The organism is Microbacterium sp. LS_15 (assembly GCF_041954735.1).
Taxonomy (GTDB): domain Bacteria; phylum Actinomycetota; class Actinomycetes; order Actinomycetales; family Microbacteriaceae; genus Microbacterium.
In genome coordinates this window covers 110,072-135,962 of record NZ_JAVAYD010000006.1, presented here as the reverse complement: position 1 = coordinate 135,962, position 25,891 = coordinate 110,072, and the positions used below count along the sequence as shown (strand labels likewise).

Below are 25,891 nucleotides of genomic sequence, written 5' to 3'. Positions count from 1 at the left end.
CGTTCAATCCTTTCGGGCAGGGACGACGAAACCGCGAGCGGTCAGGTCATGGCGGAAGTGTTCGTGCGGACGGACGTCATCGACGCCACCGCGAGTCCAGGGATTGCAACGGAGGATGCGCCATGCCGAGAGCAGGGCCCCCTTCACCGCGCCGTGCTGTTGCACCGCTCCTACAGCGTAAGCGGAACAGGAGGGGTAGTAGGCACAGACATCTCCATACAGTGGCGAGATCACTTTGCGGTACCCGGTCAGGAATCCGAGCACGAGATTCCGCGGGATGAGGGGGATGCTGCGCACGAGGTCGTGCGAATGGAGGTGGGCGGTCCCGATGGACGATGCCGGCAGGGCGGTCATGCCCGCACCGCGGACAGCCGGCCGAGACAGCGGTTGACGTCGGCGCTGAGCTCGTCGTAGCTCGCGGACGCAGACGCAGGAAGGGCACGGATGACGACATCCGTGCCCTCGGGCACCCGAGCGAGCGCCTCCGCACAGACGGCTTTCAAGCGCCGCCGAACGGTATTGCGCACCACAGCGGTGCCGACCTGCTTGCTGATGATGAATCCGAACCTCGCGGCTCTGCTCTCACCGGTCGCCAGCATCGAGGTGACGACCCGGGCCCCGCCACACCGCGATCCGCGTCGAACGACCAGTCGATAGTCGCTCCCGCGTGTCAGACGAAACGGGCGGGCGAGCACAGCGGATTACGCGGAGAGCTCGGTGCGGCCCTTCGCACGGCGGGCCGAAAGGATGGCGCGGCCGGCGCGGGTGCGCATACGGGCGCGGAAGCCGTGCTTCTTGGCGCGACGACGGTTGTTGGGCTGGAAGGTGCGCTTGCTCATGGGATCACTCCGGGAATGCTGCCACCGGAACCTGTTTCGACCGGAGACATAGGGAACTGCCGTTCAGGCATAAGTCAACCGATTAAGGGTACGTCTTGGCAGCGCACAGAGCAAATCTGCGCGCTCGACCGGTCGTCCGCCGGGGAGATCCGCACAGCCATTATCCACAACCTCCGCGGTGCACGTCCGTGCAACACGCGCGCGTCATTCCCAGGCCAGGTTGCCGTTCCCGGCCACGGTGACTACCGTGGCATCCGAAGTTATCCACAGGGGGGCGCGTTCCACGACGACCCTCCGCGATCCCCCATCCCGGAGCGTCATGTCCTCACCAGCCCAGCCCGACGTTCCGATCTGGACCACGGTGCAGGAGCTGCTGGAGGCGGATGATCGCGTGACCCCCCAGCTGCAGGGCTTCCTCAGCCTCGCCGTGCCGGCCGGTGTGATGGCCGCGACGCTCTATCTCGAGGTGCCGAACGACCTCACGGCCGCGCAGATCAACAAGCGTCTGCGCCTGCCCATCATGGAGGCCCTGTCGCACATCGGCGATGAGGTCACCTCCTATCGCACCGTGGTGAACCACGAGCTGGCCGAGCAGCCGACCGCGCCCATCGCCGTCGCCGACTTCGGCCGTCAGGAGCAGATGCGCATCGAGTCGCCCATGGAGCAGGCACCGACTCCGATGCGCCACGAATCGCGGCTGAACCCCAAGTACACCTTCGACAACTTCGTCATCGGTCAGTCCAACCGCTTCGCGCACGCCGCGGCGGTCGCCGTGGCCGAAGCGCCGGCGAAGGCCTATAACCCGCTCTTCATCTACGGTGACTCCGGGCTCGGCAAGACACACCTCCTCCACGCGATCGGCGACTACGCGCAGTCCCTCTACGCGGGCGTCAAGGTGAGGTACGTCTCGAGCGAGGAGTTCACGAACGACTTCATCAACTCGATCGCCAACAACCGCGGCGCCGCGTTCCAGGCCCGCTACCGCGACGTCGACATCCTCCTCATCGACGACATCCAGTTCCTGCAGGGTCGTGCCGAGACGCAGGAGGCCTTCTTCCACACCTTCAACACCCTGCACGACCACAACAAGCAGGTCGTGATCACGAGTGACGTCGCCCCCAAGCACCTCACCGGCTTCGAGGACCGGATGCGGAGCCGCTTCGAGTGGGGCCTCATCACCGACGTGCAGGCACCGGACCTCGAGACGCGTATCGCGATCCTGCGCAAGAAGGCGCAGAGCGAGGCGCTGCACATCCCGGACGAGGTGCTGGAGTACATCGCGACCGTGGTGTCGTCGAACATCCGGGAACTCGAGGGCGCACTGATCCGCGTCTCCGCCTTCGCGAGCCTCAACCGCTCGGCGCTCGACATCTCCCTCGCGCAGACGGTGCTGCGCGACATCGTCGACACGGCGGAGGACAACGTCATCTCGCCGACCGACATCATCACGGCGACGGCTCAGTACTTCAAGCTGACGGTCGACGACCTCTACGGCTCGAGCCGCTCGCAGCAGATCGCCACCGCACGGCAGATCGCCATGTATCTGTGTCGCGAGCGCACCAGCCTGTCGCTGCCGAAGATCGGGCAGTTGTTCGGCAACCGCGATCACACGACCGTGATGTACGCCTACAAGAAGATCAGCGAGCTCATGAAGGAGCGTCGCTCGATCTACAACCAGGTCACCGAGATCACCACGCAGCTCGGACGCCGCTGAAGCGCGTCGCCGCTGATCGAGGGGTGCAGCGTCCGTGAGGACGCTGCACCCCTCTTCTCGTCCCGGTGCGTGCCGTTTCCGGCATCCGTTCGATGCCCTTTTGCACATGTGGATAACTTGTGGATGACGGCGGTCGAGATCGGGACGGATGTGGGGGAAACCCGCCGACCTGTGGATAACCCCTCGGGCGAAGACCGACGAGCGAATGCCGTCCACCCGCGGATTCCTCAGGGATTCCACAAGTCACAGACGTGTAGTTCCCTACTCGCGTCTGCTTTCCACCGACTTATCCACAGTATCCACAGGTGTTAACACCGTTAAGAACTTAATTCGAATCAAGGGCGATCCGATCACCAGAGGGTGGGGAAACTCCGACGAACCGGTCGAATCACACGGGCGTAGGGATCGGAGCATCTGTGGGGCTAGCATGGGAAGCCCTGCACTGGCAGGACCGATCACGACGCGTCACAGAACGACGACAAGGGAGCACCCGTGAGGTTTCAGGTCAACCGCGATGTCTTCAGCGAGGCTGTGTCCTTCGTCGTCAAGCTCCTGCCGCAGCGCAACCCGCAGCCGATCCTGGCCGGAGTGCTCATCGAGGCGGATGACGCGGGTCTGACTCTCTCGGCGTTCGATTACGAGGCATCGGCGCGCACGACCATCGAGGCGACGGTCGAGACGCCGGGCACGATCCTCGTGCACGGACGGCTGCTCTCCGACATCGCCAGCCGCCTCCCGAACGCTCCGATCGAGATCGCGGTCGAGGAGGACGGCGGCATCACCGTCACCTGCGGATCCGCGCGCTTCACCCTCGCTGCCATGCCCGTCGAGGAATATCCCTCGATCCCCGAGGTCTCCGGTTCCTCTGGCGTCGTCCCGGCCGATGACTTCGGCACTGCGATCTCGCAGGTCGGCTTCGCCGCGTCCCGCGACGACGTGACCCCCGTGCTCACCGGTGTGCAGCTGGAGGTCTCGGGTCAGAGCCTGAGCCTCGTGGCGACGGACCGCTACCGGGTGTCGCTGCGCGACGTGCCGTGGGACGGCGAGACCGTCGAGAGCACCGCCCTCGTCCCGGCGCGCACCCTGCTCGAGGTCGGCAAGACGTTCGGTCACGCGGGCACGATCCAGGTCGCGTTCTCGGGAGCGGGCGACCGCGAGATCATCGCGTTCACCGCCGGCAACAAGACCGTGACGTCGCTGCTGATCAAGGGCAACTTCCCGCCGGTGCGCCGTCTGTTCCCCGAGCAGACCGACCACTACGCGGTCGTGAACACCGCCGACCTCGTCGAGGCCGTCCGTCGTGTGTCGCTCGTGCTCGACCGCGCGGCCCCGCTGCGCTTCACGTTCTCGAGCGACAGCGTCACGATGGACGCGTCGGGCAGCGAGCACGCCAGGGCCTCCGAGTCGGTCGACGCGATCCTCTCCGGCGGCGACGAGGTCACGCTCGGCCTCAACCCGCAGTACCTGATCGAGGCTCTCGGCGCGGTGAAGAGCGAGTTCGTGCGCGTGACGTTCACGTCGAGCGACAACGCCAACAAGCTCAGCCCGGTGCTGATCACGAGTCAGACCTCGGTCGACCAGGCCGGTCTGGACTCGTTCAAGTACCTGCTGCAGCCGAACCTGCTGCTCCGCTGATCCCCCTCGCCGACAGTCCGCTGTCGGAGGCCGAAGGTAGGCTGACTCCGTGATCGTGGAGCATCTGAGTCTGGTGGATTTCCGCAATTACGCGACCGCCGAGCTCGCTCTCCACAAGGGTCCCAACGTCCTGGTCGGCCGGAACGGACAGGGCAAGACCAACCTCGCCGAGGCCGTCGTCTTCCTCGCCACACTCGGCTCGCACCGGGTGTCGTCCGACGCCCCCATGGTGCGCGACGGCAAGGAGTACGCGATCATCCGCGCGCGACTCTCCCACGGAGAGCGTCGCGTGCTCGCCGAGGTGCAGCTCAACCGGCAGGGCTCCAACAAGGCCCGCATCAACGGCTCCCCCTCGAAGACGAGCGAGCTTCCCCGCTACGCGCACGTCGTGCTGTTCGCGCCGGAAGACCTGCAGATCGTGCGCGGAGATCCCTCGTCCCGCCGCCGCTTCGCGGATCAGCTGCTCATCCAGCGCACGCCTCGGCTCTCGGCCGTGCTCGCCGACTACGATCGGGTGCTCAAGCAGCGCACCGCCCTGCTCAAATCCGCCCGCGCCCGGGGAATCCGAGGCGACGCGCTGAGCACGCTCGACGTGTGGGACGACAAGCTCGTGGCACTCGGATCCGAGATCATCGCCGCGCGCCAGCGGCTGGCCGCCGATCTGCAGCAGCCGGTGAGCGACGCCTACACCGCGATCGCCGGCGCCGACCACCAGCCGCAGCTCGAATGGGCACTCTCCAGCAGGGGTGGAGACCCCGAAGAGGGCGAGGCCGCGACGCTCATCGACGATGACGGATCGCTGAGCCTCGCAAAGTGCGCCGAGATGTTCCGGGCGTCGCTGCTCGCGAAGCGCACCCAGGAGCTGGACCGCGGTCTCACGCTCACCGGGCCGCATCGTGACGACCTGATCCTGCGGGTTCGCGGTCTTCCGGTGAAGGGCTACGCGTCGCACGGGGAATCCTGGTCGGTCGCGCTCGCGCTCCGGCTCGCCTCAGCCGAGCTGCTCCGCAGCGAATCCCCCGCCGGGGATCCCGTCCTGATCCTCGACGACGTGTTCGCCGAGCTCGACGCCGATCGTCGGCAGCGGCTCGCCTCGCTGACGGCCGGCTATGAACAGGTGGTCGTCACCGCCGCGGTGGAGGAGGATATCCCCGAGGTGCTGCATGCTCACGTGGTGCGGATCACGGCCGGCACCATCAGCGATGAAAGAGACGCCGCGCCCGGGGAGGACGCGCCCGCGCCAGCCGAGACCGGAGAGGAGGCCGCTGATGACTGATGCGGCGACGGCTCCGGCATCCGACGCCCCCGAGACGGTCGCGACGTATCTGCGTCTGCGCGGACTTCAGCCCAGCTCGAAGAACTGGAAGCGCAAGCGACGCGTCGTCACCGACGACGACAACGCACCCTTCACTCCCGGACGCGATCCCGGTTCGCTTGGAGCAGTGCTCGACAAGCTCAGCCGTGACTCGGGCTGGCAGACGACGCTCGCCAGGGAGGATCTGGTGCGGCAGTGGGGCGATCTCGCCGGCGCCGACACGGCGAAGCACTCCGAGCCCGTCTCGCTGGAACGCGGTCTGCTCACGGTCAAGTGCGACTCGACGGCATGGGCGAAGAACCTCCAATACATGCGCGGGACCATCCTCACGGAGATCGGGAGACGGTATCCGGATGCCGGGGTCGAGAACCTCCGCTTCATCGGACCGGACGTACCCTCTTGGAAATGGGGTCCCAGAGTCGTTCCAGGACGGGGTCCACGCGATACCTACGGGTAGGGCACCATGCAAGGGGTCTGAAACGCTCAGAGGGCCACACGCGGCCTCTGAGCCGCATTTCGCATCGAAAGCCCGCTAGACTGGGAGTTCGACATATCGATGTGGAGACTGCCCGCTGATGACGCCTGAATCCCCTGCTGACGAGACGGAATCGACCGACGGAGGCACCCCCGAGAACACGGGCACCCCGGCACCGAAGGCTCAGCAGCCCGGTGAGTACGGCGCCGACTCGATCCAGATCCTCGAAGGTCTCGAGGCGGTCCGCAAGCGACCCGGTATGTACATCGGCTCGACCGGACCCCGTGGTCTGCATCACCTCGTGTACGAGATCGTCGACAACTCGGTCGACGAGGCCCTCGCCGGGTACGCCGACACGATCCTCGTCACGCTGCTCGAAGACGGCGGCGTGCGGGTGATCGACAACGGCCGCGGCATCCCCGTCGATCCGCACTCCTCCGACCCCACGAAGTCGACGGTCGAGGTCGTGCTGACGATCCTGCACGCCGGCGGCAAGTTCGGCGGCGGCGCGTACGCCGTCTCCGGTGGTCTGCACGGCGTCGGATCCTCGGTCGTGAACGCCCTCTCCACCCGCTTCGAGGTCGAGGTCAAGCAGAAGGGCTTCGTCTGGCGACACAGCTTCGCGAACGGCGGCGCCCCGCAGCAGAAGCTCGAGAAGGGCGAGGCGACCGACCAGACCGGGACGACGATCACGTTCTGGCCGGATGCCGAGATCTTCCAGGAGACGGTGGAGTTCGACTACGACACTCTCCGCACCCGCTTCCAGCAGATGGCCTTCCTCAACAAGGGCCTGCGCATCGAGCTCTCCGACGAGCGCCCCGGATCCGCCTATGAGGTGGAGAACGAGGGCGAGACGATCACGAAGCAGCCGAGCGACGTCTTCTTCTACGAGCGCGGCCTCGTCGACTACGTCGAGTACCTCAACAAGGTGCGTCACGCCGAGGTCGTGAACGAGGAGATCATCGCGTTCGAGTCGGAGGACACCGCGCGCAAGATCTCGCTCGAGGTCGCGATGCAGTGGACGACCTCGTACACCGAGAACGTGTTCACCTACGCGAACACCATCAACACCCACGAGGGCGGCACTCACGAAGAGGGGTTCCGCGCAGCGCTGACCACCCTGGTCAACCGCTACGCCAGGGCGAACAATCTGCTCAAGGAGAAGGACGACAACCTCTCAGGCGACGATGTGCGCGAGGGCCTCACGGCCGTCATCTCTATCAAGCTCGGCGAGCCGCAGTTCGAGGGTCAGACCAAGACGAAGCTCGGCAACACCGAGGCGAAGGCGTTCGTGCAGAAGGTCGTCGGCGATCAGCTCGGCGACTGGTTCGACCGCAATCCCGCGCAGGCCAAGAACGTGATCCGCAAGGCGATCGACGCGGCCACCGCTCGTCTCGCCGCCCGCAAGGCGCGCGAGACCGCCCGCCGCAAGAGCGTCTTCGAGTCGGCCGCGATGCCCGACAAGCTCAAGGACTGCACGAGCAAGGATCCGTCGATCAGCGAGATCTTCCTCGTCGAGGGCGACTCGGCCGGCGGCTCCGCGGTGCAGGGTCGGGACCCGCACACGCAGGCGATCCTCGCGCTCCGAGGCAAGATCCTCAACGTCGAGCGCGCCCGCCTCGACAAGGCCCTCGGCAACAAAGAGGTCCAGGCGATGATCCAGGCCTTCGGCACGGGCATCGGCGAGGACTTCGACATCGAGAAGGCGCGCTATCACAAGATCGTGCTGATGGCAGATGCCGACGTCGACGGCCAGCACATCACGACGCTGCTGCTCACGATGCTCTTCCGCTACATGCGCGGACTCATCGAGGCCGGCTTCGTCTATCTCGCGATGCCGCCGCTCTACCGACTCAAGTGGTCCAACTCGCCGCACGAGTACGTGTTCAGTGACGCCGAGCGCGACGCGCTGCTGAAGTACGGCCTCGACAACGGCAAGCGGATCCCGAAGGATGCCGGCATCCAGCGCTATAAGGGTCTCGGCGAGATGAACGCCAAGGAGCTGTGGGAGACCACGATGGATCACACCACCCGCACGCTCCGGCAGGTGACCATCGAGGATGCCGCGGCGGCCGACGAGATCTTCAGCGTGCTGATGGGTGAGGACGTCGAGTCGCGACGCAGCTTCATCCAGCGCAACGCCAAGGACGTCCGCTTCCTCGACATCTGAGTGCGAGCGGTTCTCGCTTCGCTCGCTCAACGACCGGAAACTGAAGAGTACACATGACTGACGAAGAACGCCCCGACATCAACGAGGGCCACGACCACGGCCGGATCGATCAGGTCGACCTGCAGTCCGAGATGCAGCGCAGCTATCTCGACTACGCGATGGCCGTCATCGTGGGGCGCGCACTCCCCGATGTCCGCGATGGACTCAAGCCCGTGCACCGCCGTGTGATCTACGGCATGTACGACGGTGGCTTCCGCCCCGACAAGTCGTTCTCGAAGTGCGCCCGTGTCGTCGGCGAGGTCATGGGTCAGTACCACCCGCACGGCGACTCGGCGATCTACGACGCCCTGGTCCGCCTCGTGCAGCCGTGGTCGCTGCGGTATCCGCTGGCTCTCGGCCAGGGCAACTTCGGCTCCCCAGGCAACATGGGCGCCGCGGCCCCTCGGTACACGGAGACCAAGATGGCTCCGCTCGCGCTCGAGATGGTGCGCGACATCGAAGAGGACACGGTCGACTTCACCGACAACTACGACGGGCAGACGCAGGAGCCGACCGTGCTCCCCGCGCGCTTCCCGAACCTGCTCGTCAACGGGTCGGTCGGTATCGCGGTCGGCATGGCGACCAATATCCCGCCGCACAACCTCCGCGAGGTGTCGGCTGCGGCGCTGTGGGCGCTCGACAACCCCGGGCTGCCGCGCGAGGAGCTCGTCGAAGGACTGATCCAGCGCATCCCCGGTCCGGACTTCCCGACCGGCGCGCAGATCCTCGGCACGAAGGGCGTGCAGGAGGCGTATCGCACCGGCCGCGGCTCGATCACGATGCGCGCGGTCGTCAACGTCGAGGAGATCCAGGGTCGCACCTGCCTCGTCATCACCGAGCTGCCGTACCAGGTGAACCCCGACAACGTCGCGGTGAAGATCGGCGACCTGGCGCGCGACGGCAAGATCACCGGCATCGCCGACATCCGCGACGAGTCGTCCGACCGCACCGGCCAGCGTCTCGTCGTCGTCCTCAAGCGGGATGCCGTAGCCAAGGTCGTGCTGAACAACCTGTACAAGCACACCCAGCTGCAGGAGAACTTCGGCGCGAACATGCTCGCGATCGTCGACGGCGTGCCGCGCACGCTCGGCATCGACGGGTTCGTCACGAACTGGATCACGCACCAGCTCGAGGTCATCGTCCGCCGCACGCGCTTCCGCCTCGCGAAGGCCGAGCGTCGCATGCACATCCTGCGCGGATACCTGAAGGCGCTCGATGCGCTCGACGAGGTCATCGCGCTCATCCGCCGATCGGCGACGGTCGACGACGCGCGCGACGGCCTGAAGACACTGCTCGACATCGACGACGACCAGGCTCAGGCCATCCTCGACATGCAGCTGCGTCGACTGGCCGCTCTCGAGCGCCAGAAGATCCTCGACGAGGCCGCGGAGCTCGAGCGCCTCATCGCCGAGTACAACGCGATCCTCGCCGACGAGGCGCTGCAGCGCGACATCATCCGCGAAGAGCTCACGGGGATCGTGGACAAGTTCGGCGACGAGCGGCGCACGCACATCCTGCACGGGTTCGACGGCGACGTGTCGATGGAAGACCTCATCGCCGAAGAGGAGATGGTCGTCACCGTCACGCGCGAGGGCTACATCAAGCGCACGCGCAGCGACAACTATCGTTCGCAGCACCGCGGCGGCAAGGGAGTGAAGGGTGCGCAGCTGCGCGCCGACGACATCGTCGAGCACTTCTTCGTCACGACCACGCACCACTGGCTGCTCTTCTTCACCGACAAGGGCCGCGTCTACCGCTCGAAGACGTACGAGGTGCCGGAGGCCGGTCGCGACGCGAAGGGCACGCACGTCGCGAACCTGCTCGCACTGCAGCCCGACGAGAAGATCGCGCAGATCCTCGACATCCGCGACTACGAGGTGGCCGACTACCTCGTGCTCGCGACGCGCGACGGACTGGTGAAGAAGACGAGCCTCGCGAGCTACGACACGAACCGTCAGGGAGGCGTGATCGCGATCCGTCTGAACGATGAGGACGAGCTGGTCTCGGCGCTCATGGTGAACGCCGAGGACGACATCCTGCTCATCAGTCGCAAGGGGATGTCGGTGCGCTTCAGCGCCACCGATGAGGCCCTGCGCCCGATGGGCCGTGCCACCGCCGGTGTGAAGGGCATGAAGTTCCGCGAGGGCGACAGCCTGCTGTCCGCCTCGGTCGCCGCGCCCGGCCAGTACGTGTTCGTGGTCACCGACGGCGGCTACGCGAAGCGCACCGCGATCGATGAGTACCGGGTTCAGGGACGCGGCGGATACGGCATCAAGGTCGCCAAGCTCAACGACGATCGGGGCACTCTCGCGGGTGGTCTGATGGTGTCGGAGGACGACGAGGTCTTGGTGGTTCTGTCCAGCGGCAAGGTGGTACGCTCTGCCGTGGCCGAGGTGCCCGCCAAGGGCCGCGACACCATGGGAGTGGTGTTCGCACGGACGTCGGAAGCCGACCGCATCCTCGCCATCGCCCGCAATGGTGAGCGGGGCCTCGCCGAGGAAGAGGAATCGGCCGAGGCGGAGTCGGACTCCCCCACCGCCTCCCCCGAGACACAGAACCCTGAGGACACCAACGCATGAGCACAGTAGCCGACAAGCTGGCGAAGAAGTCCACGCGCAAGACGGGCGGCAAGCAGGTTCGCCTGCGTCTCGTCTACGTCGACTTCTGGTCGGCCGTGAAGCTCTCGTTCCTGGGAGCCGTCGCGCTCGCGATCGTCACGATGGTGTCATTCTTCCTGATCTACCTCGTGCTGCAGGCCACGGGCATCCTGTCCCAGGCCGACGACTTCATCAGCACCATCACCGACAACTCGGTGCGGATCTCGGAGATCGCCGGTCTCCCGCAGGTCATGGCCTTCGCGGCTGTCGTGTCGATCCTCAACCTGATCGTCTTCACCGTCCTCGGTGCGGTCGTCGCCGGTATCTACAACCTCGCCGTGAAGGTGACGGGCGGTCTGCTCGTCGGCTTCATGTCGAACTGACACTCGACCGGGTCGGAGACCCGAACGAAAAGAGGGGCGGATGCTGCGGCATCCGCCCCTCTCGTGTTCTCGCGCGACGGGTAGGGAAAACCGGAAGCGGGGTGTCGGGATCCCTCGGTGTCGGCACGTTCACCGCGCCCGTACTTTGGAACCATGACCACACAGACAGCCACGCCTTCCCAGGCCCCGGCCGCGAAGCCGCCGCTGCGTCTCTTCCTCACGCTCCTCCATCTCGCGGGCGTCGGGGTGCTCGGCGGGATCATCTTCAGCGCCCTCACCGGACTCCTCAGCGCCGGACTCGGCCTTCTGCTCGTCGCCGGCATCGGCGTCGTCCTGCTCGTCGGTCTCGTCTACGCGCTCTTCGCCGTCGGCTGGTTCGAGGTCGCGCGAGTCAGCGGCCTCTACCGCACGCCCATCGCCCCGCTGCGCTGGCGTCCCCGCGACCGCCCCGGCTTCTCGGGCTGGATCCGCGCGCTCGGACGGCAAGCGATCGACGGCCGCATGTGGCGGGCCATCGCGAACTTCGCCATCTCGGCCGTGCTCGGCTGGATCGTGCTGCGCTTGGCCTGGGGCCTCGTCTGGTCGATCGCCATCTGCTTCGCGCCGCTCGTCGGCGCCGGCACCGTGCTGGGTCCGTTCGGCGGGATGGGCATCACGGCTCCCTGGGCGCCGCTCGTCGGCATCCTGGGCATCGCCGCCTGCACGTTCGGCATGGTCGGCCTCGCCGCGCTCCACCGGGTGCTGTCGCTCTCGATCGTCATCCGCGCGAAGGAGGCCGAGCTCACCGAGCGCGTCCGCACCAGCACTGCGCAGCGCGAGGGCGCCGTGCGTGCCGCCGACGTCGAGCGCACCCGTATCGAACGCGACCTGCACGACGGCGTCCAGCCCCGACTCGTCTCGGTCGGCATGACGCTCGGACTCGCGCAGCAGAAGATCGACACCGATCCGGATGCCGCGAAGGAACTCATCACCGAAGCGCACACCTCGACGAAGGCGGCGATCACCGAGCTTCGGCAGCTGGCGCGCGGCATCCACGCCTCGGTCCTCGACGACCGCGGTCTCGACGCCGCCCTGTCGGCGCTGGCCGGCAGATCGCACATCCCCGTGCAACTCGACGTGCGCATGGACGGGCGCTGCAGCCGCGAGGCCGAGGCAGCGGTGTACTTCTCGATCGCGGAGTCTCTGACCAACGCCGCGAAGCACTCTCGTGCGAGCGAGGCCCGCGTGACCGTGCGACTGCGCGAGGGCGGTGTGCTCTGGGCCCGCGTCGAGGACAACGGCATGGGCGGCGCGCAGGTGCAGCCGGGCGGCGGCCTCGACGGCATCGCCAACCGCATCCTCGCCGCCGGTGGCACGTTCCGTCTCGACAGCCCCGCCGGTGGACCGACCAGCCTGGAGGTGAACGTGCCATGCGCATCCTGATCTGCCCGCTTCTGACCGAGCGCATCGACATCGACATGGACGGGGGTGGATCATGCGCATCCTGATCTGCGAGGACTCCGTCCTGCTCCGCGAAGGTCTCGTGCGGCTGCTGGAGGACGCCGGCCACACCGTGGTCGCGGCCCTCCCCGACACGAGCGGTCTCGCCGAGGCAGTGCACGCCGAGGCGCCGGAGCTCTGCATCCTCGACGTCCGCCTCCCTCCGACGTTCACCGACGAGGGCATCCGCGCGGCGCTCGAGCTGCGGGCCTCCGATCCGTCGCTTCCGCTGCTCGTGCTGTCGCAGTACGTCGAGGAGCGCTACGCGTCCGATCTCATCGCCGCTCAGGGCGGTCCGCTCGGCTACCTGCTCAAGGATCGGGTCGCCGACGTCGCCGAGTTCCTCGCATCGGTGCAGCGCATCTCCGAGGGTGCGACCGTGCTCGACCCCGAGGTGGTCGCGCAGCTGCTCACGCGGCGCAACCGCGACGACCGGATGATGCGTCTCACCGAGCGGGAGCGCACCGTGCTCGCGCTGATCGCCGAGGGCAAGTCGAACCAGGCGATCGCCGGGCTGCTGTTCCTCTCGGAGGCGAGTGTCGAGAAGCACATCACCGCCATCTTCCAGAAACTCGGGTTCGAGCCGGACGAGTCGGGCAACCGCCGCGTGCTCGCCGCTCTCGCCCACATCGAGAACACCGGCGGGGCGACCAAGCCCACCGGCCAGACAGGAGCCGCACGATGACCACTCCCCAGCATGATCCCGGGTTCGACCCCCGGAGCGGACAGACTCCGCTCACTCCGCCTCCCGCCACCGGACCCGAGGCACCGCCGACGGCCGCCGAGCCCCCGGCCGGTGGATCCGGCGGCTCAGGGCGCGGCCCCGGCGTCACCCCGATCCTCGTGACCACCGCGGTGATCGGCGGAATCGCGCTGCTCGGATCGGGGGCCACGGCGGCCGTCGCCGCGACCGGCACCATGCTCTCCACCTCGGGTGAGCGCGGAGACTCGGTGCAGACGGTGGATGCCGAGGGCATCACGAGCATCGATCTCGACGTCGACGCGGGCAACATGCGCGTCGAGTTCGGCGACGTCGACGAGGCGGAGCTCTCGGTCACCAACTCCCGGAACCCGGGATGGACGCTCGAGCGCGAAGGTGACGAGCTCGTGGTCCGCAGCCCTGACTTCGAGTGGGGCTGGTGGTTCGGCGGATGGTTCGGCGACGACCAGTCGGCCGTGCTCACTCTGCCTGAGGATCTCAGGACGGATGCCGTGGACGCCGACCTCACGCTCGACGCCGGCAGCCTCGACGTGGTCGGCGACTTCGGCGCACTCGATCTCACCGTCAACGCGGGAGCGCTCGATGTGGAGGGCTCGGCCGAGAGCCTGGCCGTCGAGATGAGCGCCGGCCGCGCGGACGTCGCGCTCGACGGCGTCGACCAGGCCGACCTCGGCGTCTCGGCAGGCGACATGAACGTCGACCTCACCGGACGTGCCCCGTCGCTGACGACGATCGAGGTCAGCGCCGGGTCGCTCGACCTCACGGTGCCCGACACCTCGTACGCCATCGAGGAGGACGTGAGCGCGGGCTCGCTCGACGCCCGGGTGGACAAGGGATCGAGCAGCGGACGCGTGATCCGGGTGTCCCTCTCCGCGGGCAGCGTCACCATCCGTCCCGGCGCCTGATCCGTGACGAGGGCGGGACTCTCCCGGGTCCCGCCCTCGATTCGGTATTTCCGAGATTCTCCGGTAAAGTCTTGGAGGTTGACGGGGCTATAGCTCAGGCGGTTAGAGCGCTTCACTGATAATGAAGAGGTCCCAGGTTCAAGTCCTGGTAGCCCCACTCCGTAACTCAAGAAGAACCCTCACGGGGCCTTAGCTCAGTTGGTAGAGCGCCTGCTTTGCAAGCAGGATGTCAGGAGTTCGAATCTCCTAGGCTCCACACTGTGTTGAGACAGTTCGAGAAGGCCCCGCCGAGTGCGGGGCCTTCTCGTTTGTGCGGTGGCGGATGGCTCGCGCCGCGCGCGACGGGTCTCTCCACAGTTGTTAACAGATCTGTTAACAACTGTGGAGTCCGCGTTCACCAGTCGTGGACGGTGCCGTCGAGCAGGCGGTTGTACGGCAGATAGGCCTGCTCGTACGGGTACTTCCCCGCCTCTTCGAGGTCGAGCTCGACGCCGAGACCCGGCTTGTCGCCGGGGTGCAAGTAGCCGTCCGTCCAGGTGAACGACTGCTGGAAGACCTGGTCGGTGCGCGAGCCGTGTTTCATGTACTCCTGGATGCCGAAGTTGTGGATCGACAGCCCGAGGTGCATGGCGGCGGCCATCCCGACCGGGGAGATGTCGGTCGGCCCGTGCATGCCTGACTTGATCTGGTACATCGCGGCGTAGTCGAGCGTCTTCTTCAGCGCCGTGATGCCACCCATGTGTGTGACCGCGCCGCGGACGTAATCGATGAGCTGGTCGCGGATGATGTCCTTGAAATCCCACACCGTGTTGAAGATCTCGCCGATCGCGAGCGGCGTGGTCGTGTGCTGGCGCACCAGTCGCAGCGCTTCCTGGTTCTCCGCCGGGGTGCAGTCCTCGAGCCAGAACAGGTCGTACGGTTCGAGGTCCTTGCCGAGACGCGCGGCCTGGATCGGGGTCATCCGGTGATGGCCGTCGTGCAGCAGCGGGATGTCGGGGCCGAATTCGTTGCGCACGGCCTCGAAGACACCGGGGAGGTGGTTCAGGTAGGCCCGGGTGTCCCAGTCCTCCTCGACCGGCTTCGCGCCGCGACGGGCGGGTTCGTGGTCGTACCGCACGCTCGCGTCGCCGACGTCGGCTCCCTGCGCCGCGATGCCGTAGATCGCCTTCAGCGTCGGCACACCGGTCTGCACGCGGATCGCCTTGTATCCCTGCTCCTGGTGGGCGCGGATCGAGTCGAACAGCTCGGGCAGCTCCTTGCCCGAGGCGTGCCCGTACGCCATGAGACCGTTGCGCGACGCCCCACCGAGCAGCTGATACACCGGCAGCCCCGCGACCTTGCCCTTGATGTCCCACAGGGCCATGTCGACCGCGGCGATCGCCGCCATCGTGACCGGCCCCCGGCGCCAGTAGGCGCTGCGGTACAGGAACTGCCAGGTGTCCTCGATCCGCGACTCGTCTGCGCCGATCAGCAACGGCGCCACGTGCTCGGTGAGGTAGGCCACGACGGCCAGTTCTCGCCCGTTCAGGGTGGCGTCGCCGAGTCCCGTGACCCCGTCCGACGTGGTGAGCTTCAGCGTGACGAAGTTGCGGTCGGGGCTGGTGACGATCACCTCTGCCTTGTCGATGGTCATTTCGTGTCTCCTTGCGGGTTCTGATGCGGGCGGGGGGTGAGGTGGGCGATGACCGTGTGGATGCGCTCCCCGTCGGAGAGGGGTTCGAGCATGCGAGCGACATCGAGCGTGGTCCGGTCGGGCGGTGGGAGTTCGAGGAGCGAGCGGATCCAGGAGCCGACGGCGGCGCGCTGCGCTTCTCCGCCGCCGAGACCCGCCTCCATCCGTCGGCGCAGCGGTGCGAGGATGCGCACCGGCACCTTCGCGGCGCTGTCGCGGCTGATCTGGTCGAGACGGTGGGCGATGCGGGGGTTCGCGAACCGGATGCGGAGGTCGTCGAGCCACGGGTCGAGATCCTCCGGCGGGAGATCGATGACCGCACGCTGCTCCGCCCACAGCGCCTCGACCGCCCCGCGCAGCGCATCGTCGGCGAACGCCTCGCTCACGGTCTCGTAGCCGGCGAGGCGACCGGATGCCGCGAGCAGGGTGTGCCCGGCGTTCAGCAGCCAGAGCTTGCGCTCCTCGTAGGGAGCGACGTCGTCGACGAAGCGCGCCCCCGCGGCATCCCAGGCGGGGCGCCCCGCAGGGAACCCCCCGTGCAGGATCCATTCCGTGAAGGGCTCGGTCACGACGACGGCGGGGTCGGAGACGCCGGTCAGCTCCCGCGCGGCCTCGACGTCCGCCGGCGTCGTGGCCGGGGTGATGCGGTCGACGACGGTGTCGACGAACGCCACGTTCTCGGTGATCCAGGCGGCGTCGGCGCGCGCGTGCGCGAGGACGGCGTCGCGCAGCATCCGCCCGTTACCGGGCAGGTTGTCGCAGCTGACGATCGCGATCGCTCCCGCTCCGGACGCCCGCCTCGCGGACAGACCGGCGGCGATCCGAGCAGGAGGGCCGGCGTCGACCGCGTAGCCGGGCTCGGTCACCGTGAGGGTGAGCACTCCCGTGCGCGGGTCGGCGATGGTGTCGAGCCAGGCCCGCGCGTCGTCGCCGGGGACCGCCGCGGAGATCGAGCGGATGGTCTCGGCGGTGTCGCCGTCGGCGGCGCGCTCGATGAGGGTGTAGGCGAACCGCTGAGCCGCGAGCAGTCGTGCGGCGTCGGGGCGACGGCCGGTGAAGGCGGTGATGCGCCAGTCGTCGTGGGCGTGCTCGGTGTACCACGCCTGATGCGCGCGATGGAAGGCACCGAGGCCGAGGTGGGCGACGCGCCGGTCGGTCGTCGGGGTGCCGGTCACGGTCGAGTCCCTCCTCGTCGATCCGGCACGTGGGGTTCGGTGCCGCACACGGCCACTGGCTGAGCCGGTGCAGATGATCGTTGCAGTGCAAACGTTTGCATGCAACCATCGCCGCTAACCCGGCGACGGGCCCCGGAAACCCGAACCACAATGACGTCTGAAGGAGTATCGACTATGGGTGTGCTCGACTGGATCGTCGTCGCGCTGTATTTCCTCGTGATGATCGCAATCGGCGTCTACGCCAAATCCCGCATCAAAGACGCCGCCGACTTCTTCGTCGCCGGCGGCAAGATCCCCTGGTGGCTCACCGGGATCTCGCATCACATGTCCGGATACTCCGCAGCGGTCTTCGTGGGGTACGCCGCTCTGGCCTACACGACCGGCTTCGCGGTCTACGTGTGGTGGGCACTCAGCATCACCATCGCCTGCGGTCTCGGTGCGTGGCTGTTCGCGCCGCGCTGGCCCCGTCTGCGCGAGCGCCTGGGCATCATCTCCCCGCTCGAGTACGTCGCCAAGCGGTTCAACGTGCCCACCGAGCAGGTCCTCGCGTGGTCCGGTGTCGGCCTCAAGGTCTTCGACGTCGCCGCGAAGTGGAGCGCCTCCGCGATCCTCCTGCAGGTGTTCGCCGGAGTCCCGATCGGCTGGGGCATCCTCCTCGTCGGCGGTGTGACGATGATCTACTCGACGATCGGCGGCGTGTGGGCCGACGTCCTCACCGACTTCGGCCAGTTCATCATCCAGCTCGTCGCGGCCGTCGCGCTCGCCGTCGCGGTGATGATGCACCTCGACGGCTTCTCGACGATCTGGACCATGTGGGACGAGCTCCCGGCCGGGCACTCCGATCCGTTCGCCGGAACGCTCACCGTGCCGTTCTTCCTCGCCTACATCCTGATCTCGACGATGTCGTACAACGGCGGCACGTGGAACCTCGCCATGCGCATGATCTCCACGCCGAACGGCCGCGAGGCCCGTCGATCCATGATCTTCTCGGGCGCGCTGTACCTCATCTGGCCCCTCGTGCTCTTCTTCCCGATGTGGGCAGCGCCGCTGCTCATGCCGAACCTCGAGGACCCGAGCCAGTCGTACGCGCTCCTCGTCGACAACCTGCTGCCGACGGGCCTCGTCGGCCTGGTGTTGGTCGGCATGTTCAGCCACACCATGGCCATGACGTCGTCGGACTCCAACGCGATCGCCTCGGTCGTCGTGCGTGACATCATCCCGATGTTCCGCAAGGGGCGCAGCTTCCTGCCGTCCAAGACCGAGCTGCTGTTCAGCCGCTTCATCACCTTCCTGTTCATCACGGGATCCATGGTGATCGCGCTCACCAGTGACTCGTTCGGCGGCGTGCTCGGCCTCCTGATCCTCTGGTTCGGTGCCCTGGTCGGCCCCGTCGCCGTGCCGATGCTGCTCGGCATGCTGCCCTGGTTCCGACGTTCCGGCTCGGCGGCAGCGCTGATCTCGACCGCCCTCGGACTCGTGACCTTCGCCCTGAACCGCTGGGCGTGGCCGGGCTGGGTCGAGTCGATGGGCGTCAACGCGCAGGCGTGGACCGTGGCGACCCCCGTCGTGATCTCGCTCGTCTCGTTCATCGTGATCGGCTTCATCCGCTCGGAGGAATCCGTCGAGACCGATGAACTGATCGACTCGATCGCCTCGGATGCTCCGTCGCGGCCGGCCGCGGACTCGCCGACGGTCGCACAGCGGACGGCGGGTGTGGCGGATGCGTGAGACCGACACTCGCTGGGGGGAGCACCTCGTCGCGACGGTGCTCCCCTGGTGGGAGCGGGCGGTCCGCCCGGGCGGCGGGGTGTTCACGTGCTACTCCAACGACGGTGAGCGCGTCAGCGACGAGCTCTACACGTGGTCGCAGGGGCGCTGGGCGTGGCTCGCGGCCGAGCTCGCCGACGAGGCGGTCGCCGGCCGCATCCCCGTCGACGCGGAGCTGTGGCGCCGCCGGTCGATCGAGACCGCCGATCTCCTCAGCCGGCACGCGCTGCTGGGTGACGGCACGACGGCGTTCCGTCTCACCGCCGAGGGGGTTCCGCTGCCCAGCGGTGCGGCGGGCGAACGCGCCACGAGCGTCTTCGCCGACCTGTTCGCCGCACTCGGCCTCGCGGGAGCTCTGCGGATGCTCGACGACGGCGACGACCGCAGGGAGGCGTGGCTGTCGCACGCCGAGCAGCTGCTGGAGACCGCGCGCCGATCCATCGCGAACGGCACGGCTGCGAGCGAGCCGTATCCCGTGCCGCACGGGTACTCCGATCTCGCCGGACCGATGACCCTCGTGCACACCGCCGCCGAACTGCTGCGTGCGGCGCCGCGGAGCGAGACGGCGCTGGCCGTCCGCGACCACGCGCTGTCGGTGCTGACGACGGACTTCCTCGGGGCCGACGAGTGGTGGGAGTTCCGCCCGGCGGATCCGCGCGACGCGCACACGCTGCTCGCCCGCCACCGCACGCCGGGGCACCTGCTCGAACTCACCTGGATGCTGCTGCATGCCCGCGACCAGGGCCTGGCGCGCGGAGACCTCGACGCCGCGCACGCGCCGGGCGCCGAGCAGCTCGCGGCCCTCGCACGCCGAGCTGTCGAGATCGGCGAGGACACCGAGCACGGCGGGATGCTGCGGTACGTCGACGGAGGAGGCGGGCCGCCCACCGGCATCCGATCCGACCGTCCCGAACGATACGAGGATCTCGTCACGCGCACGTGGGACACGAAGCTGTGGTGGGTGCACGTCGAATCGCTCTACGCCACGGCTCTGCTCGCCGACCGCACCGATGACCCGCTGCTGGCGCAAGCGGCGGCGCGTCTCGACGACTACACGTTCCGGATCTTCCCCGACCCCGCCGGAGCCGAATGGCTGCAGATCAGGGATCGCGCGGGAGAACCGCTCGGCGAGGTCGTCGCGCTGCCGGTCAAGGACCCCTTCCACATCGCACGCAGCCTGCTGCTGCTCCACCGCCTCGCCTCGAAGAACCACACAGGAGAATGACCGAGATGACGTCCCCGTCCACCACCCTCCACCCCATCGCCGTGCACCGTCACGACGACCCGCGCGCTCTCGGCGAGGCCGCCGGCACGCAGGCCGCGGAGCTCATCGCCGAGGCGATCGCCACGCGAGGATCGGCGCGAGTGATGCTCGCCGCCGCTCCGTCGCAGGCAGCCACGCTCGAGCGGCTGGCGTCCGCCGATCTCGACTTCTCGCGAGTCGTGTTCTTCCACATGGACGACTACATCGGTCTGCCGTCGGATGCTCCTCAGGGATTCGGCAACTGGCTCGATGCGCACTTCCTCTCCCGCCTCACCGCGGCGCCCGTGTTCCATCGCATCGACACGTCTCTCGTCGCTGCGGAGAGCGCAGCGGCCTACGCCGCCGTCATGGGCGATGAGTTCTTCGACGTCACGCTGTGCGGGCTGGGCGTGAACGGCCACCTGGCGTTCAACGATCCGCCGGCCGACTTCGCCGATCCGCTCGCCGCGCGGCCGGTCAGCCTCGACGACACCTCGCGACAGCAGCAGGTCGACGAAGGGCACTTCCCGGACTTCGACGCCGTCCCGGCACAGGCGATCACCGTCACGATCCCACGATTGCTCGCCGCGCGGCATATCGTGTGCAGCGTGCCCGGTGCCCAGAAGCAGCGCGCAGTGACCGAGACGTTGCGCCGCGACCCCGACCCGATGTTCCCCGGGACGGCGCTGCACACCCACCCCGACGTGCACCTCTTCGTCGACGCTGATTCCGCCCCGGAGGACGACCCGCATGAGTGAGCTGGCCGACGAGTACTTCGACGCCGTGACCGGCCTGATGGCGCGCATCCGCGCCGAGGAGAGGGAGAGTGTCGCCGCCGCAGCCGATGTGCTCGCAGCGCAGATCGCCCGGGACCGCCTCGTGCACGTCTACGGTCCCGGCGGACACTCGAACCTCGCCAGCCAGGAGGTGTTCTTCCGTGCGGGCGGACTGATGCACGTCTCCGCGATCCTCGACGAGGGGACGCTCCTCTCATCGGGCGCGCTGCGGTCGATGGCGGTCGAGCGGCTGCCCGGCTACGGACGGATCGTGATCGAGCGCGCGGGCATCGGCGACGGCGACGTGCTCGTCCTCGTGAACGCGTACGGCATCAACGCGGCGCTCATCGACGCCGCGCTGACGGCCCGCGAGCGCGGAGCGACCGTGATCGGCGTCTCGTCGCGCGCGCACGCCGAGCAGACGGCGGAGCAGCATCCCGCCCGGCATCCGTCGCACGCGAACCTGCACGACGTGGTCGACGTGCACATCGACACGAAGGTGCCGATCGGCGACGCTGTCGTCCAGGTGCCGGGCGCCGTCGAGAAGTCGGGGGCGACCTCGACGTTCGCCAACGCCTTCACGATGAACTGGCTCATGCTCGAGACGCTCGCCCTGCTCGGGGCGACCGGCGACGAGGTGCCCATGTGGCGGTCGGGCAATGCGCCGGGAGGCGATGAGGCGAACGCCCGCTTCCTCGACAGGTTCCAGGGCCGGGTGTCGTGGCTGTGACGACGCGCACGATCAGCGGACGGGACGTCGCGACCGGTGCCGGTCTGCGGGTGATGGTCGAGGGCGCGCGGGTGACGGCGGTCGAGCGCGGCGGTCCTGCGACGGGGCCGTGGGTCGCACCGGGGTTCGTGGATCTGCAGGTCAACGGCTTCGGCGGCCACGACGTCAATGCCGAGGTCCCCGAGCCCTCCGCGATCTCGGCGATCACGGCGGCGCTCGCCGGCCGCGGCGTGACGACCTGGGTGCCCACGGTGATCACCGGCACCGAGGAGCAGATCACCGCGCGCCTCGACGCCGTGACCGCGGCGAGGAAGGACGACCCCGCCGTCGCTGCCGCTGTGCCCTTCGTGCACGTCGAAGGACCGTTCCTCTCGTCGATCGACGGGCCCCGCGGTGTGCACGACCCCGCTGCGATCCGTCCGATCGACGCCGACGAGGTGCATCGCTGGACCGCACACGGCGAGGTGGGCTACGTCACCCTCTCCCCGCACGACGACGACGCCCCCGCCCAGATCGCCCGGATCGTCGCCCACGGGGTGGCGGTGGCGATCGGGCACACGCACGCCGACCCCGCGCTCATCGCCCGGGCGGTCGAGGCGGGCGCGACGCTGTCGACCCACCTCGGCAACGGCATCTCGGCGGAGCTTCCCCGGCATCCCAATCCGATCTGGACCCAGCTCGCCGACGACAGACTGCGGTGCGGCCTCATCGGCGACGGGCACCACCTCCCCGCCGAGACCTTCGTCGCGATGACGCGCGCGCTCGGCCCTGAGCGGGCGTTCCTCGTCTCCGACGCCGTGGAGCTCGCGGGGGCCGCACCCGGACGCCACCGCACGACCGTCGGCGGCGAGGTGCTGCTCACCGCGGATGGACGACTGTCCTATCCCGACACCGGCTACCTGGCCGGATCGGCGATGAGCCTCGCGGACTGCGTCCGCTGGGTGACCGCCACTCGCCTGGGCCTCGCGACGGCGGTGCGGATGGCGACGGAGCTGCCGGGGCGCATCGTCAGCGACCTCACCGGTGGCGCGTTCGAGGCGGGGCGTCTGGCGGCGGGATCGCCGGCGGACATCGTCATCCTCGATGATGAGGGAAGGGTCGTCGAGACGGTCGCGGGAGGAAGGACGGTCGCGTGAGCAGTGCGGTACCGGTCGGGTGTGCGGTCGCGGCGGTCGACGTGCCCGACGGCACGCCGATGTCGGGCTTCGCGGCGCGCTCGTCGGGGTCGACGGGGGTGCACGATCCGCTGACGGTGCGGGCCCTCGTGATCGACACCGTGGCGCTCGTCACCGTGGACTGCTGCGCGCTGCACGAGCGCACGTGCGCGTCGGTGCGGGACGACCTGCTGGCCGACGGGATCGTGACCGAGATCGTGCTGCACGCCACGCACACGCACGCGGGGCCGTGCATCTCGCATGAGCGCCTCGGAGTCGAAGCGCCCGGGCTGCGCGTCGAGGTCGAGCGGAGCATCGTCGACACGGTGCGGAGCGCTGCGGCGGCCCGGGTGCCCTGCACCCTCGTCTATGCGGAAGCGCATGGCGCGGGAGTCGCCCGCAACCGACGGCACCTCGAGCGGGAGATCGATCCGCCCGTGCAGGCTGTCGGCTTCGACCGAGAGGGCAGGCGGGTGGCGACCCTGGTGTCGTACCCCTGCCATCCGGTCGTGCTGGACGGTCACAACACGCTGATCAGCGGCGACTTCGTCGCACCGCTGCGTGAACGGATCGAAGCCCGGCATCCGGGCAGCGTCTGCGTGTTCGCCACCGGTGCGGCGGGCGACGTGAACACGGGTCACCGTGCGGAGTCGTCGTTCGTCGGAGGCGGCGCCGGACGCACCTTCGCCGAGGCCGACCGGGTGGGCGGCGTCCTCGCCGCTGCGCTGAGCTCCGTCGATCCGGCCCCGATCGACGCCCGCCCCGTCGGCTTCGCTTCCGCGGGGGTGACGCTCGACATCGCGGCGGAGAGCGACGACACGGTCGCCCTGCAGGTCGAGGGATGGCAGCGCGAGATCGCCGACGGCACCGGGCGGTCGGCTCTCCTCGTCCGATGGCTGCGCTGGGCACGGGAACGCCCGCCATCGCCCGCGTCCTCCTGGGTCGGCCGGGTCTCCGTGATCTCGTGCGGTGCGCTGCGCATCATCGCCCTCCCCGGGGAGCCGTTCCTGTCGGCAGCCGACCGACTGCGCGCCGGCCATGACGGGCCGACGATCGTGCTCGGCTATTGCGACGGTGTCCCCGGGTATCTCCCCGACGAATCCGCCTACGCGCTCGGCGGTTACGAGGTCGTCGACGCCCACCGCTACTACGCGATGCCCGGCCCCTTCGCGCGCGGCACGCTGGAGGCCGTCGTCGATGTCGCGGCCGCACTGCTCGACGGGCCGACCCGGTGACCATCGCCCGTGCATCCGTCGTCGACGTGGCGCGCGCCCTCGGCGTCTCGCCGTCTACCGTGTCGCGGGCGTTCAACCACCCCGAGCTGCTGCGCGCCGAGACGGTCGTCGCCGTGCACGCGGCGGCTGAGCGGCTGGGGTACGTGCCGAACCGTCACGCGCAGGCGCTGATCACGGGACGCACGGGGGCCATCGGTCTGATCGTCCCCGACATCACCAACCCGTTCTTCCCCAAGCTGGTGCGGGCAGCGCAGCGCTCGGCCGAGCAGCGGGGACTGTCGATGTTCGTCGCCGAGACCGGGTACGACCCCGAGAAGGAGCGCCGGCAGATCGCGACGATGGCGCCGCAGACCGAGGGCGTGATCGTCGCGTCGTCGCGCCTCCCCGGTGACGAACTGCAGCTCATCGCGCAGCGCACGCGGGTGGTGTTCATCAACAACGACACCCCCGATCTCGCGCGAGTACTGCTGAGCTCGAGCACCGCCCTGTGCCAGGGCATCGATCATCTGGTCGCCAGCGGCGCTCGCCGCCTCTGCTACGTCGGCGGTCCTGTCCGGTCGTGGTCAGAGGGCGAGCGGCGGCGGACGGTCGGCGACGCCGTGGCCCGCCTGGGCCTCGACGCGACGTACCTGCGGGACGAGTCGGGTACCTACACCGAGGCGCGTGCCCTCGCGAAGGAGGTGCTCGACTCCGGTGCCGATGCGGTCATCGCCTTCGACGACGTCGTGGCGCACGGCGTTCTCGACGGTCTGCTGGTCGAGAACGTCCGGGTACCGGACGAGGTCGCGCTCATCGGCTGCGACGACGCCCTCCCGATCCAGACCCATCCGCGCATGTCGACGATCCGGCTGCCGTTCACCGAGGCCGTCCGTGCGGCGATGGGTCTGATCGCGGCCGACGAGATCCAGCCGGACACCCGCGTCGAGGTCGAGGGCGTGCTCGAACTCCGTGAGACGACCCGCGAGATGTGACCTACGCGTCGCTGGCGAAGCGGCTGCGCGTCTCGGCATCCGCGGTGTAGACGACCAGTTGCACGTCGGTCTGGTCCGATGGTCGCAGCTGGTGGTGCTCGAAGACGAGGCGGCCGAGGGTCGGATGCTGGAACACGCGCTCGCGCGACTCGAAACCGCCGACGCCGTGGCTCTCCCACCGTTCGCGGAAGTCGTCGCTCTCCTGCACGAGCCTGCCGATGAGATCGCGATACCGAGGGTCGCCGAGCCGCGGGCCCGCCTCGGCGCGGAACTCGGCGAGGAACCGTCGGCTGGTGTCATCCCAGTCGTCGAGCAGCGACCGCACGGCGGGGTCGGTGAAGATGAGCCGCAGCAGGTTGCGCTCCTCGGCGGGAGTGGTGGCCACGTTCGGGTAGAGCTTCTCGTAGGCGGCGTTCCACCCGGCGATGCCCCAGTCGGGCGCGAGCGCGTAGGCGGGGTGCTCGTCGAGAGCGTCGAGGAATCGCTGCACATGGGGCGGCGCGGTCTCGACGGCCTCGCCTCCGCCCGGCCGCTGCGGTGCGAAGCCGGCGAGGGTGAGCACGTAGTCGTGTTCGGCGACCGTGAGGTGCAGGGTGGTGGCGACGGCATCCAGCACCTGACGCGAGGGATTGATGTCGCGGCCCTGTTCGAGCCAGGTGTACCAGGTGACGCTGACCCCGGAGAGGTAGGAGATCTCCTCCCGGCGCAGTCCGATCGTGCGCCCGCGCCCGGCCGGGGGCAGGCCGTAGCCCGTGCGGTCGAGCTGCTCGCGTCGGGCGCGCAGGAACGCGCCGAGCTCCTTGCGCTGCTGCTCGTCCGTGGCCACCTCACAAACCTAGTGCTCTCACTACTAGTGTCGGCGGCGACTTCCGGTGATCGCCGAGACGCACGACAGT

23 protein-coding genes and 2 tRNA genes are annotated in these 25,891 nt (G+C 68.5%); 19 read left to right on the top strand and 6 right to left on the bottom strand.

The features are described from left to right. Positions 1 to 3: 3 nt before the first annotated feature. From yidD to rpmH, 3 genes are read right to left on the bottom strand one after another with little or no spacing between them, the layout of a single operon-like run. The gene (yidD, locus tag RAC69_RS09960; RefSeq protein ID WP_375086679.1) at positions 4 to 354 is read right to left on the bottom strand and encodes a membrane protein insertion efficiency factor YidD; all 351 of its coding nucleotides are present in this window, start codon (positions 352 to 354) and stop codon (positions 4 to 6) included. Further along, positions 351 to 695 carry a ribonuclease P protein component gene (rnpA, locus tag RAC69_RS09955; RefSeq protein WP_375086678.1) on the bottom strand — a complete coding sequence of 115 codons (345 nt, stop codon included), beginning with the start codon at positions 693 to 695 and terminating at the stop codon, positions 351 to 353. Before rnpA ends, yidD begins: the two co-directional genes overlap by 4 nt. Before the next feature lie 6 nt (positions 696 to 701). After that, on the bottom strand, positions 702 to 839 hold the full coding sequence (gene rpmH, locus RAC69_RS09950; RefSeq protein WP_022879826.1) for a 50S ribosomal protein L34: 138 nt from the start codon (positions 837 to 839) through the stop codon (positions 702 to 704). A gap of 319 nt (positions 840 to 1,158) precedes the next feature. Here rpmH and dnaA point away from each other — a divergent pair, with 319 nt between their 5' ends. The 12 genes from dnaA to RAC69_RS09890 all read left to right on the top strand — a co-directional run bounded on the left by dnaA (position 1,159) and on the right by RAC69_RS09890 (position 14,528). After that, positions 1,159 to 2,553, top strand: coding sequence for a chromosomal replication initiator protein DnaA (gene dnaA, locus RAC69_RS09945; protein ID WP_375086677.1), 1,395 nt, complete (start codon positions 1,159 to 1,161; stop codon positions 2,551 to 2,553). 492 nt (positions 2,554 to 3,045) lie between these two features. Beyond that, positions 3,046 to 4,188 (top strand): DNA polymerase III subunit beta, encoded by a 1,143-nt coding sequence (gene dnaN / locus RAC69_RS09940; RefSeq protein ID WP_341932874.1) that lies wholly within the window; start codon positions 3,046 to 3,048, stop codon positions 4,186 to 4,188. Between the two features lie 49 nt (positions 4,189 to 4,237). Continuing rightward, on the top strand, positions 4,238 to 5,464 hold the full coding sequence (recF, locus tag RAC69_RS09935; RefSeq protein WP_375086676.1) for a DNA replication/repair protein RecF: 1,227 nt from the start codon (positions 4,238 to 4,240) through the stop codon (positions 5,462 to 5,464). Further along, on the top strand, positions 5,457 to 5,960 hold the full coding sequence (locus RAC69_RS09930) for a DUF721 domain-containing protein (RefSeq protein WP_375086675.1): 504 nt from the start codon (positions 5,457 to 5,459) through the stop codon (positions 5,958 to 5,960). The genes recF and RAC69_RS09930 overlap by 8 nt, the downstream gene beginning before the upstream one ends. 118 nt (positions 5,961 to 6,078) lie before the next feature. Beyond that, a complete protein-coding gene (gyrB, locus tag RAC69_RS09925; protein ID WP_375086674.1) occupies positions 6,079 to 8,148 on the top strand; it encodes a DNA topoisomerase (ATP-hydrolyzing) subunit B in 2,070 nt (689 codons plus the stop codon). Positions 8,149 to 8,201: 53 nt separating this feature from the next. Further along, positions 8,202 to 10,766, top strand: a complete 2,565-nt coding sequence (gyrA, locus tag RAC69_RS09920) for a DNA gyrase subunit A (RefSeq protein ID WP_375086673.1) — start codon at positions 8,202 to 8,204, stop codon at positions 10,764 to 10,766. Further along, positions 10,763 to 11,167, top strand: coding sequence for a DUF3566 domain-containing protein (locus RAC69_RS09915; protein ID WP_341932869.1), 405 nt, complete (start codon positions 10,763 to 10,765; stop codon positions 11,165 to 11,167). Before gyrA ends, RAC69_RS09915 begins: the two co-directional genes overlap by 4 nt. 153 nt (positions 11,168 to 11,320) lie before the next feature. Continuing rightward, positions 11,321 to 12,589, top strand: a complete 1,269-nt coding sequence (locus RAC69_RS09910) for a histidine kinase (RefSeq protein WP_341932867.1) — start codon at positions 11,321 to 11,323, stop codon at positions 12,587 to 12,589. Positions 12,590 to 12,641: 52 nt separating this feature from the next. After that, a complete protein-coding gene (locus tag RAC69_RS09905; RefSeq protein ID WP_375086672.1) occupies positions 12,642 to 13,331 on the top strand; it encodes a LuxR C-terminal-related transcriptional regulator in 690 nt (229 codons plus the stop codon). Next, positions 13,328 to 14,272 carry a hypothetical protein gene (locus tag RAC69_RS09900; RefSeq protein ID WP_375086671.1) on the top strand — a complete coding sequence of 315 codons (945 nt, stop codon included), beginning with the start codon at positions 13,328 to 13,330 and terminating at the stop codon, positions 14,270 to 14,272. The genes RAC69_RS09905 and RAC69_RS09900 overlap by 4 nt, the downstream gene beginning before the upstream one ends. Before the next feature lie 83 nt (positions 14,273 to 14,355). Further along, positions 14,356 to 14,429: transfer RNA gene (locus RAC69_RS09895), tRNA-Ile, on the top strand. Positions 14,430 to 14,455: 26 nt separating this feature from the next. Beyond that, a tRNA-Ala gene (locus tag RAC69_RS09890) sits at positions 14,456 to 14,528 on the top strand. 138 nt (positions 14,529 to 14,666) lie between these two features. On the opposite strand, the gene manD is transcribed toward RAC69_RS09890, so the two are convergent. Continuing rightward, positions 14,667 to 15,905: a D-mannonate dehydratase ManD gene (gene manD, locus RAC69_RS09885; protein WP_375086670.1), complete on the bottom strand. Its 1,239-nt coding sequence runs from the start codon at positions 15,903 to 15,905 to the stop codon at positions 14,667 to 14,669. Then, on the bottom strand, positions 15,902 to 17,119 hold the full coding sequence (locus RAC69_RS09880) for a mannitol dehydrogenase family protein (RefSeq protein ID WP_375086669.1): 1,218 nt from the start codon (positions 17,117 to 17,119) through the stop codon (positions 15,902 to 15,904). Before RAC69_RS09880 ends, manD begins: the two co-directional genes overlap by 4 nt. A gap of 174 nt (positions 17,120 to 17,293) precedes the next feature. Here RAC69_RS09880 and RAC69_RS09875 point away from each other — a divergent pair, with 174 nt between their 5' ends. Genes RAC69_RS09875 through RAC69_RS09845 form a run of 7 tightly spaced genes read left to right on the top strand, consistent with a single transcriptional unit; the run spans position 17,294 to position 24,995 of the window. After that, a complete protein-coding gene (locus RAC69_RS09875; protein ID WP_341932862.1) occupies positions 17,294 to 18,847 on the top strand; it encodes a sodium:solute symporter family protein in 1,554 nt (517 codons plus the stop codon). After that, entirely contained in the window at positions 18,840 to 20,111 is a 1,272-nt protein-coding gene (locus RAC69_RS09870; protein WP_375086668.1) for an AGE family epimerase/isomerase, read from the top strand. Before RAC69_RS09875 ends, RAC69_RS09870 begins: the two co-directional genes overlap by 8 nt. A 5-nt stretch (positions 20,112 to 20,116) precedes the next feature. Next, entirely contained in the window at positions 20,117 to 20,887 is a 771-nt protein-coding gene (locus RAC69_RS09865) for a 6-phosphogluconolactonase (protein ID WP_375086667.1), read from the top strand. Then, positions 20,880 to 21,635, top strand: coding sequence for a sugar isomerase domain-containing protein (locus RAC69_RS09860; protein WP_375086666.1), 756 nt, complete (start codon positions 20,880 to 20,882; stop codon positions 21,633 to 21,635). Before RAC69_RS09865 ends, RAC69_RS09860 begins: the two co-directional genes overlap by 8 nt. Then, the gene (locus RAC69_RS09855) at positions 21,626 to 22,771 is read left to right on the top strand and encodes an N-acetylglucosamine-6-phosphate deacetylase (RefSeq protein ID WP_375086665.1); all 1,146 of its coding nucleotides are present in this window, start codon (positions 21,626 to 21,628) and stop codon (positions 22,769 to 22,771) included. Before RAC69_RS09860 ends, RAC69_RS09855 begins: the two co-directional genes overlap by 10 nt. Beyond that, a complete protein-coding gene (locus RAC69_RS09850) occupies positions 22,768 to 24,024 on the top strand; it encodes a neutral/alkaline non-lysosomal ceramidase N-terminal domain-containing protein (protein ID WP_375086664.1) in 1,257 nt (418 codons plus the stop codon). Before RAC69_RS09855 ends, RAC69_RS09850 begins: the two co-directional genes overlap by 4 nt. After that, positions 24,021 to 24,995, top strand: coding sequence for a LacI family DNA-binding transcriptional regulator (locus tag RAC69_RS09845; RefSeq protein WP_375086663.1), 975 nt, complete (start codon positions 24,021 to 24,023; stop codon positions 24,993 to 24,995). The genes RAC69_RS09850 and RAC69_RS09845 overlap by 4 nt, the downstream gene beginning before the upstream one ends. Position 24,996: 1 nt before the next feature. On the opposite strand, the gene RAC69_RS09840 is transcribed toward RAC69_RS09845, so the two are convergent. Next, on the bottom strand, positions 24,997 to 25,821 hold the full coding sequence (locus RAC69_RS09840) for a helix-turn-helix transcriptional regulator (RefSeq protein ID WP_375086662.1): 825 nt from the start codon (positions 25,819 to 25,821) through the stop codon (positions 24,997 to 24,999). Between the last annotated feature and the right edge of the window lie 70 nt (positions 25,822 to 25,891).

Excerpts from the sequence above, each read along its gene's own strand:
- RAC69_RS09930 (WP_375086675.1), top strand. The coding sequence starts at position 5,457 with ATGACTGATGCGGCGACGGCTCCGGCATCCGACGCCCCCGAGACGGTC.
- yidD (WP_375086679.1), bottom strand. The coding sequence starts at position 354 with ATGACCGCCCTGCCGGCATCGTCCATCGGGACCGCCCACCTCCATTCG.
- gyrA (WP_375086673.1), top strand. The coding sequence starts at position 8,202 with ATGACTGACGAAGAACGCCCCGACATCAACGAGGGCCACGACCACGGC.
- manD (WP_375086670.1), bottom strand. The coding sequence starts at position 15,905 with ATGACCATCGACAAGGCAGAGGTGATCGTCACCAGCCCCGACCGCAAC.
- RAC69_RS09875 (WP_341932862.1), top strand. The coding sequence starts at position 17,294 with ATGGGTGTGCTCGACTGGATCGTCGTCGCGCTGTATTTCCTCGTGATG.
- RAC69_RS09910 (WP_341932867.1), top strand. The coding sequence starts at position 11,321 with ATGACCACACAGACAGCCACGCCTTCCCAGGCCCCGGCCGCGAAGCCG.
- RAC69_RS09870 (WP_375086668.1), top strand. The coding sequence starts at position 18,840 with ATGCGTGAGACCGACACTCGCTGGGGGGAGCACCTCGTCGCGACGGTG.
- RAC69_RS09900 (WP_375086671.1), top strand. The coding sequence starts at position 13,328 with ATGACCACTCCCCAGCATGATCCCGGGTTCGACCCCCGGAGCGGACAG.
- dnaA (WP_375086677.1), top strand. The coding sequence starts at position 1,159 with ATGTCCTCACCAGCCCAGCCCGACGTTCCGATCTGGACCACGGTGCAG.
- gyrB (WP_375086674.1), top strand. The coding sequence starts at position 6,079 with ATGACGCCTGAATCCCCTGCTGACGAGACGGAATCGACCGACGGAGGC.
- RAC69_RS09865 (WP_375086667.1), top strand. The coding sequence starts at position 20,117 with ATGACGTCCCCGTCCACCACCCTCCACCCCATCGCCGTGCACCGTCAC.
- rpmH (WP_022879826.1), bottom strand. The coding sequence starts at position 839 with ATGAGCAAGCGCACCTTCCAGCCCAACAACCGTCGTCGCGCCAAGAAG.
- RAC69_RS09860 (WP_375086666.1), top strand. The coding sequence starts at position 20,880 with ATGAGTGAGCTGGCCGACGAGTACTTCGACGCCGTGACCGGCCTGATG.
- RAC69_RS09905 (WP_375086672.1), top strand. The coding sequence starts at position 12,642 with ATGCGCATCCTGATCTGCGAGGACTCCGTCCTGCTCCGCGAAGGTCTC.
- RAC69_RS09915 (WP_341932869.1), top strand. The coding sequence starts at position 10,763 with ATGAGCACAGTAGCCGACAAGCTGGCGAAGAAGTCCACGCGCAAGACG.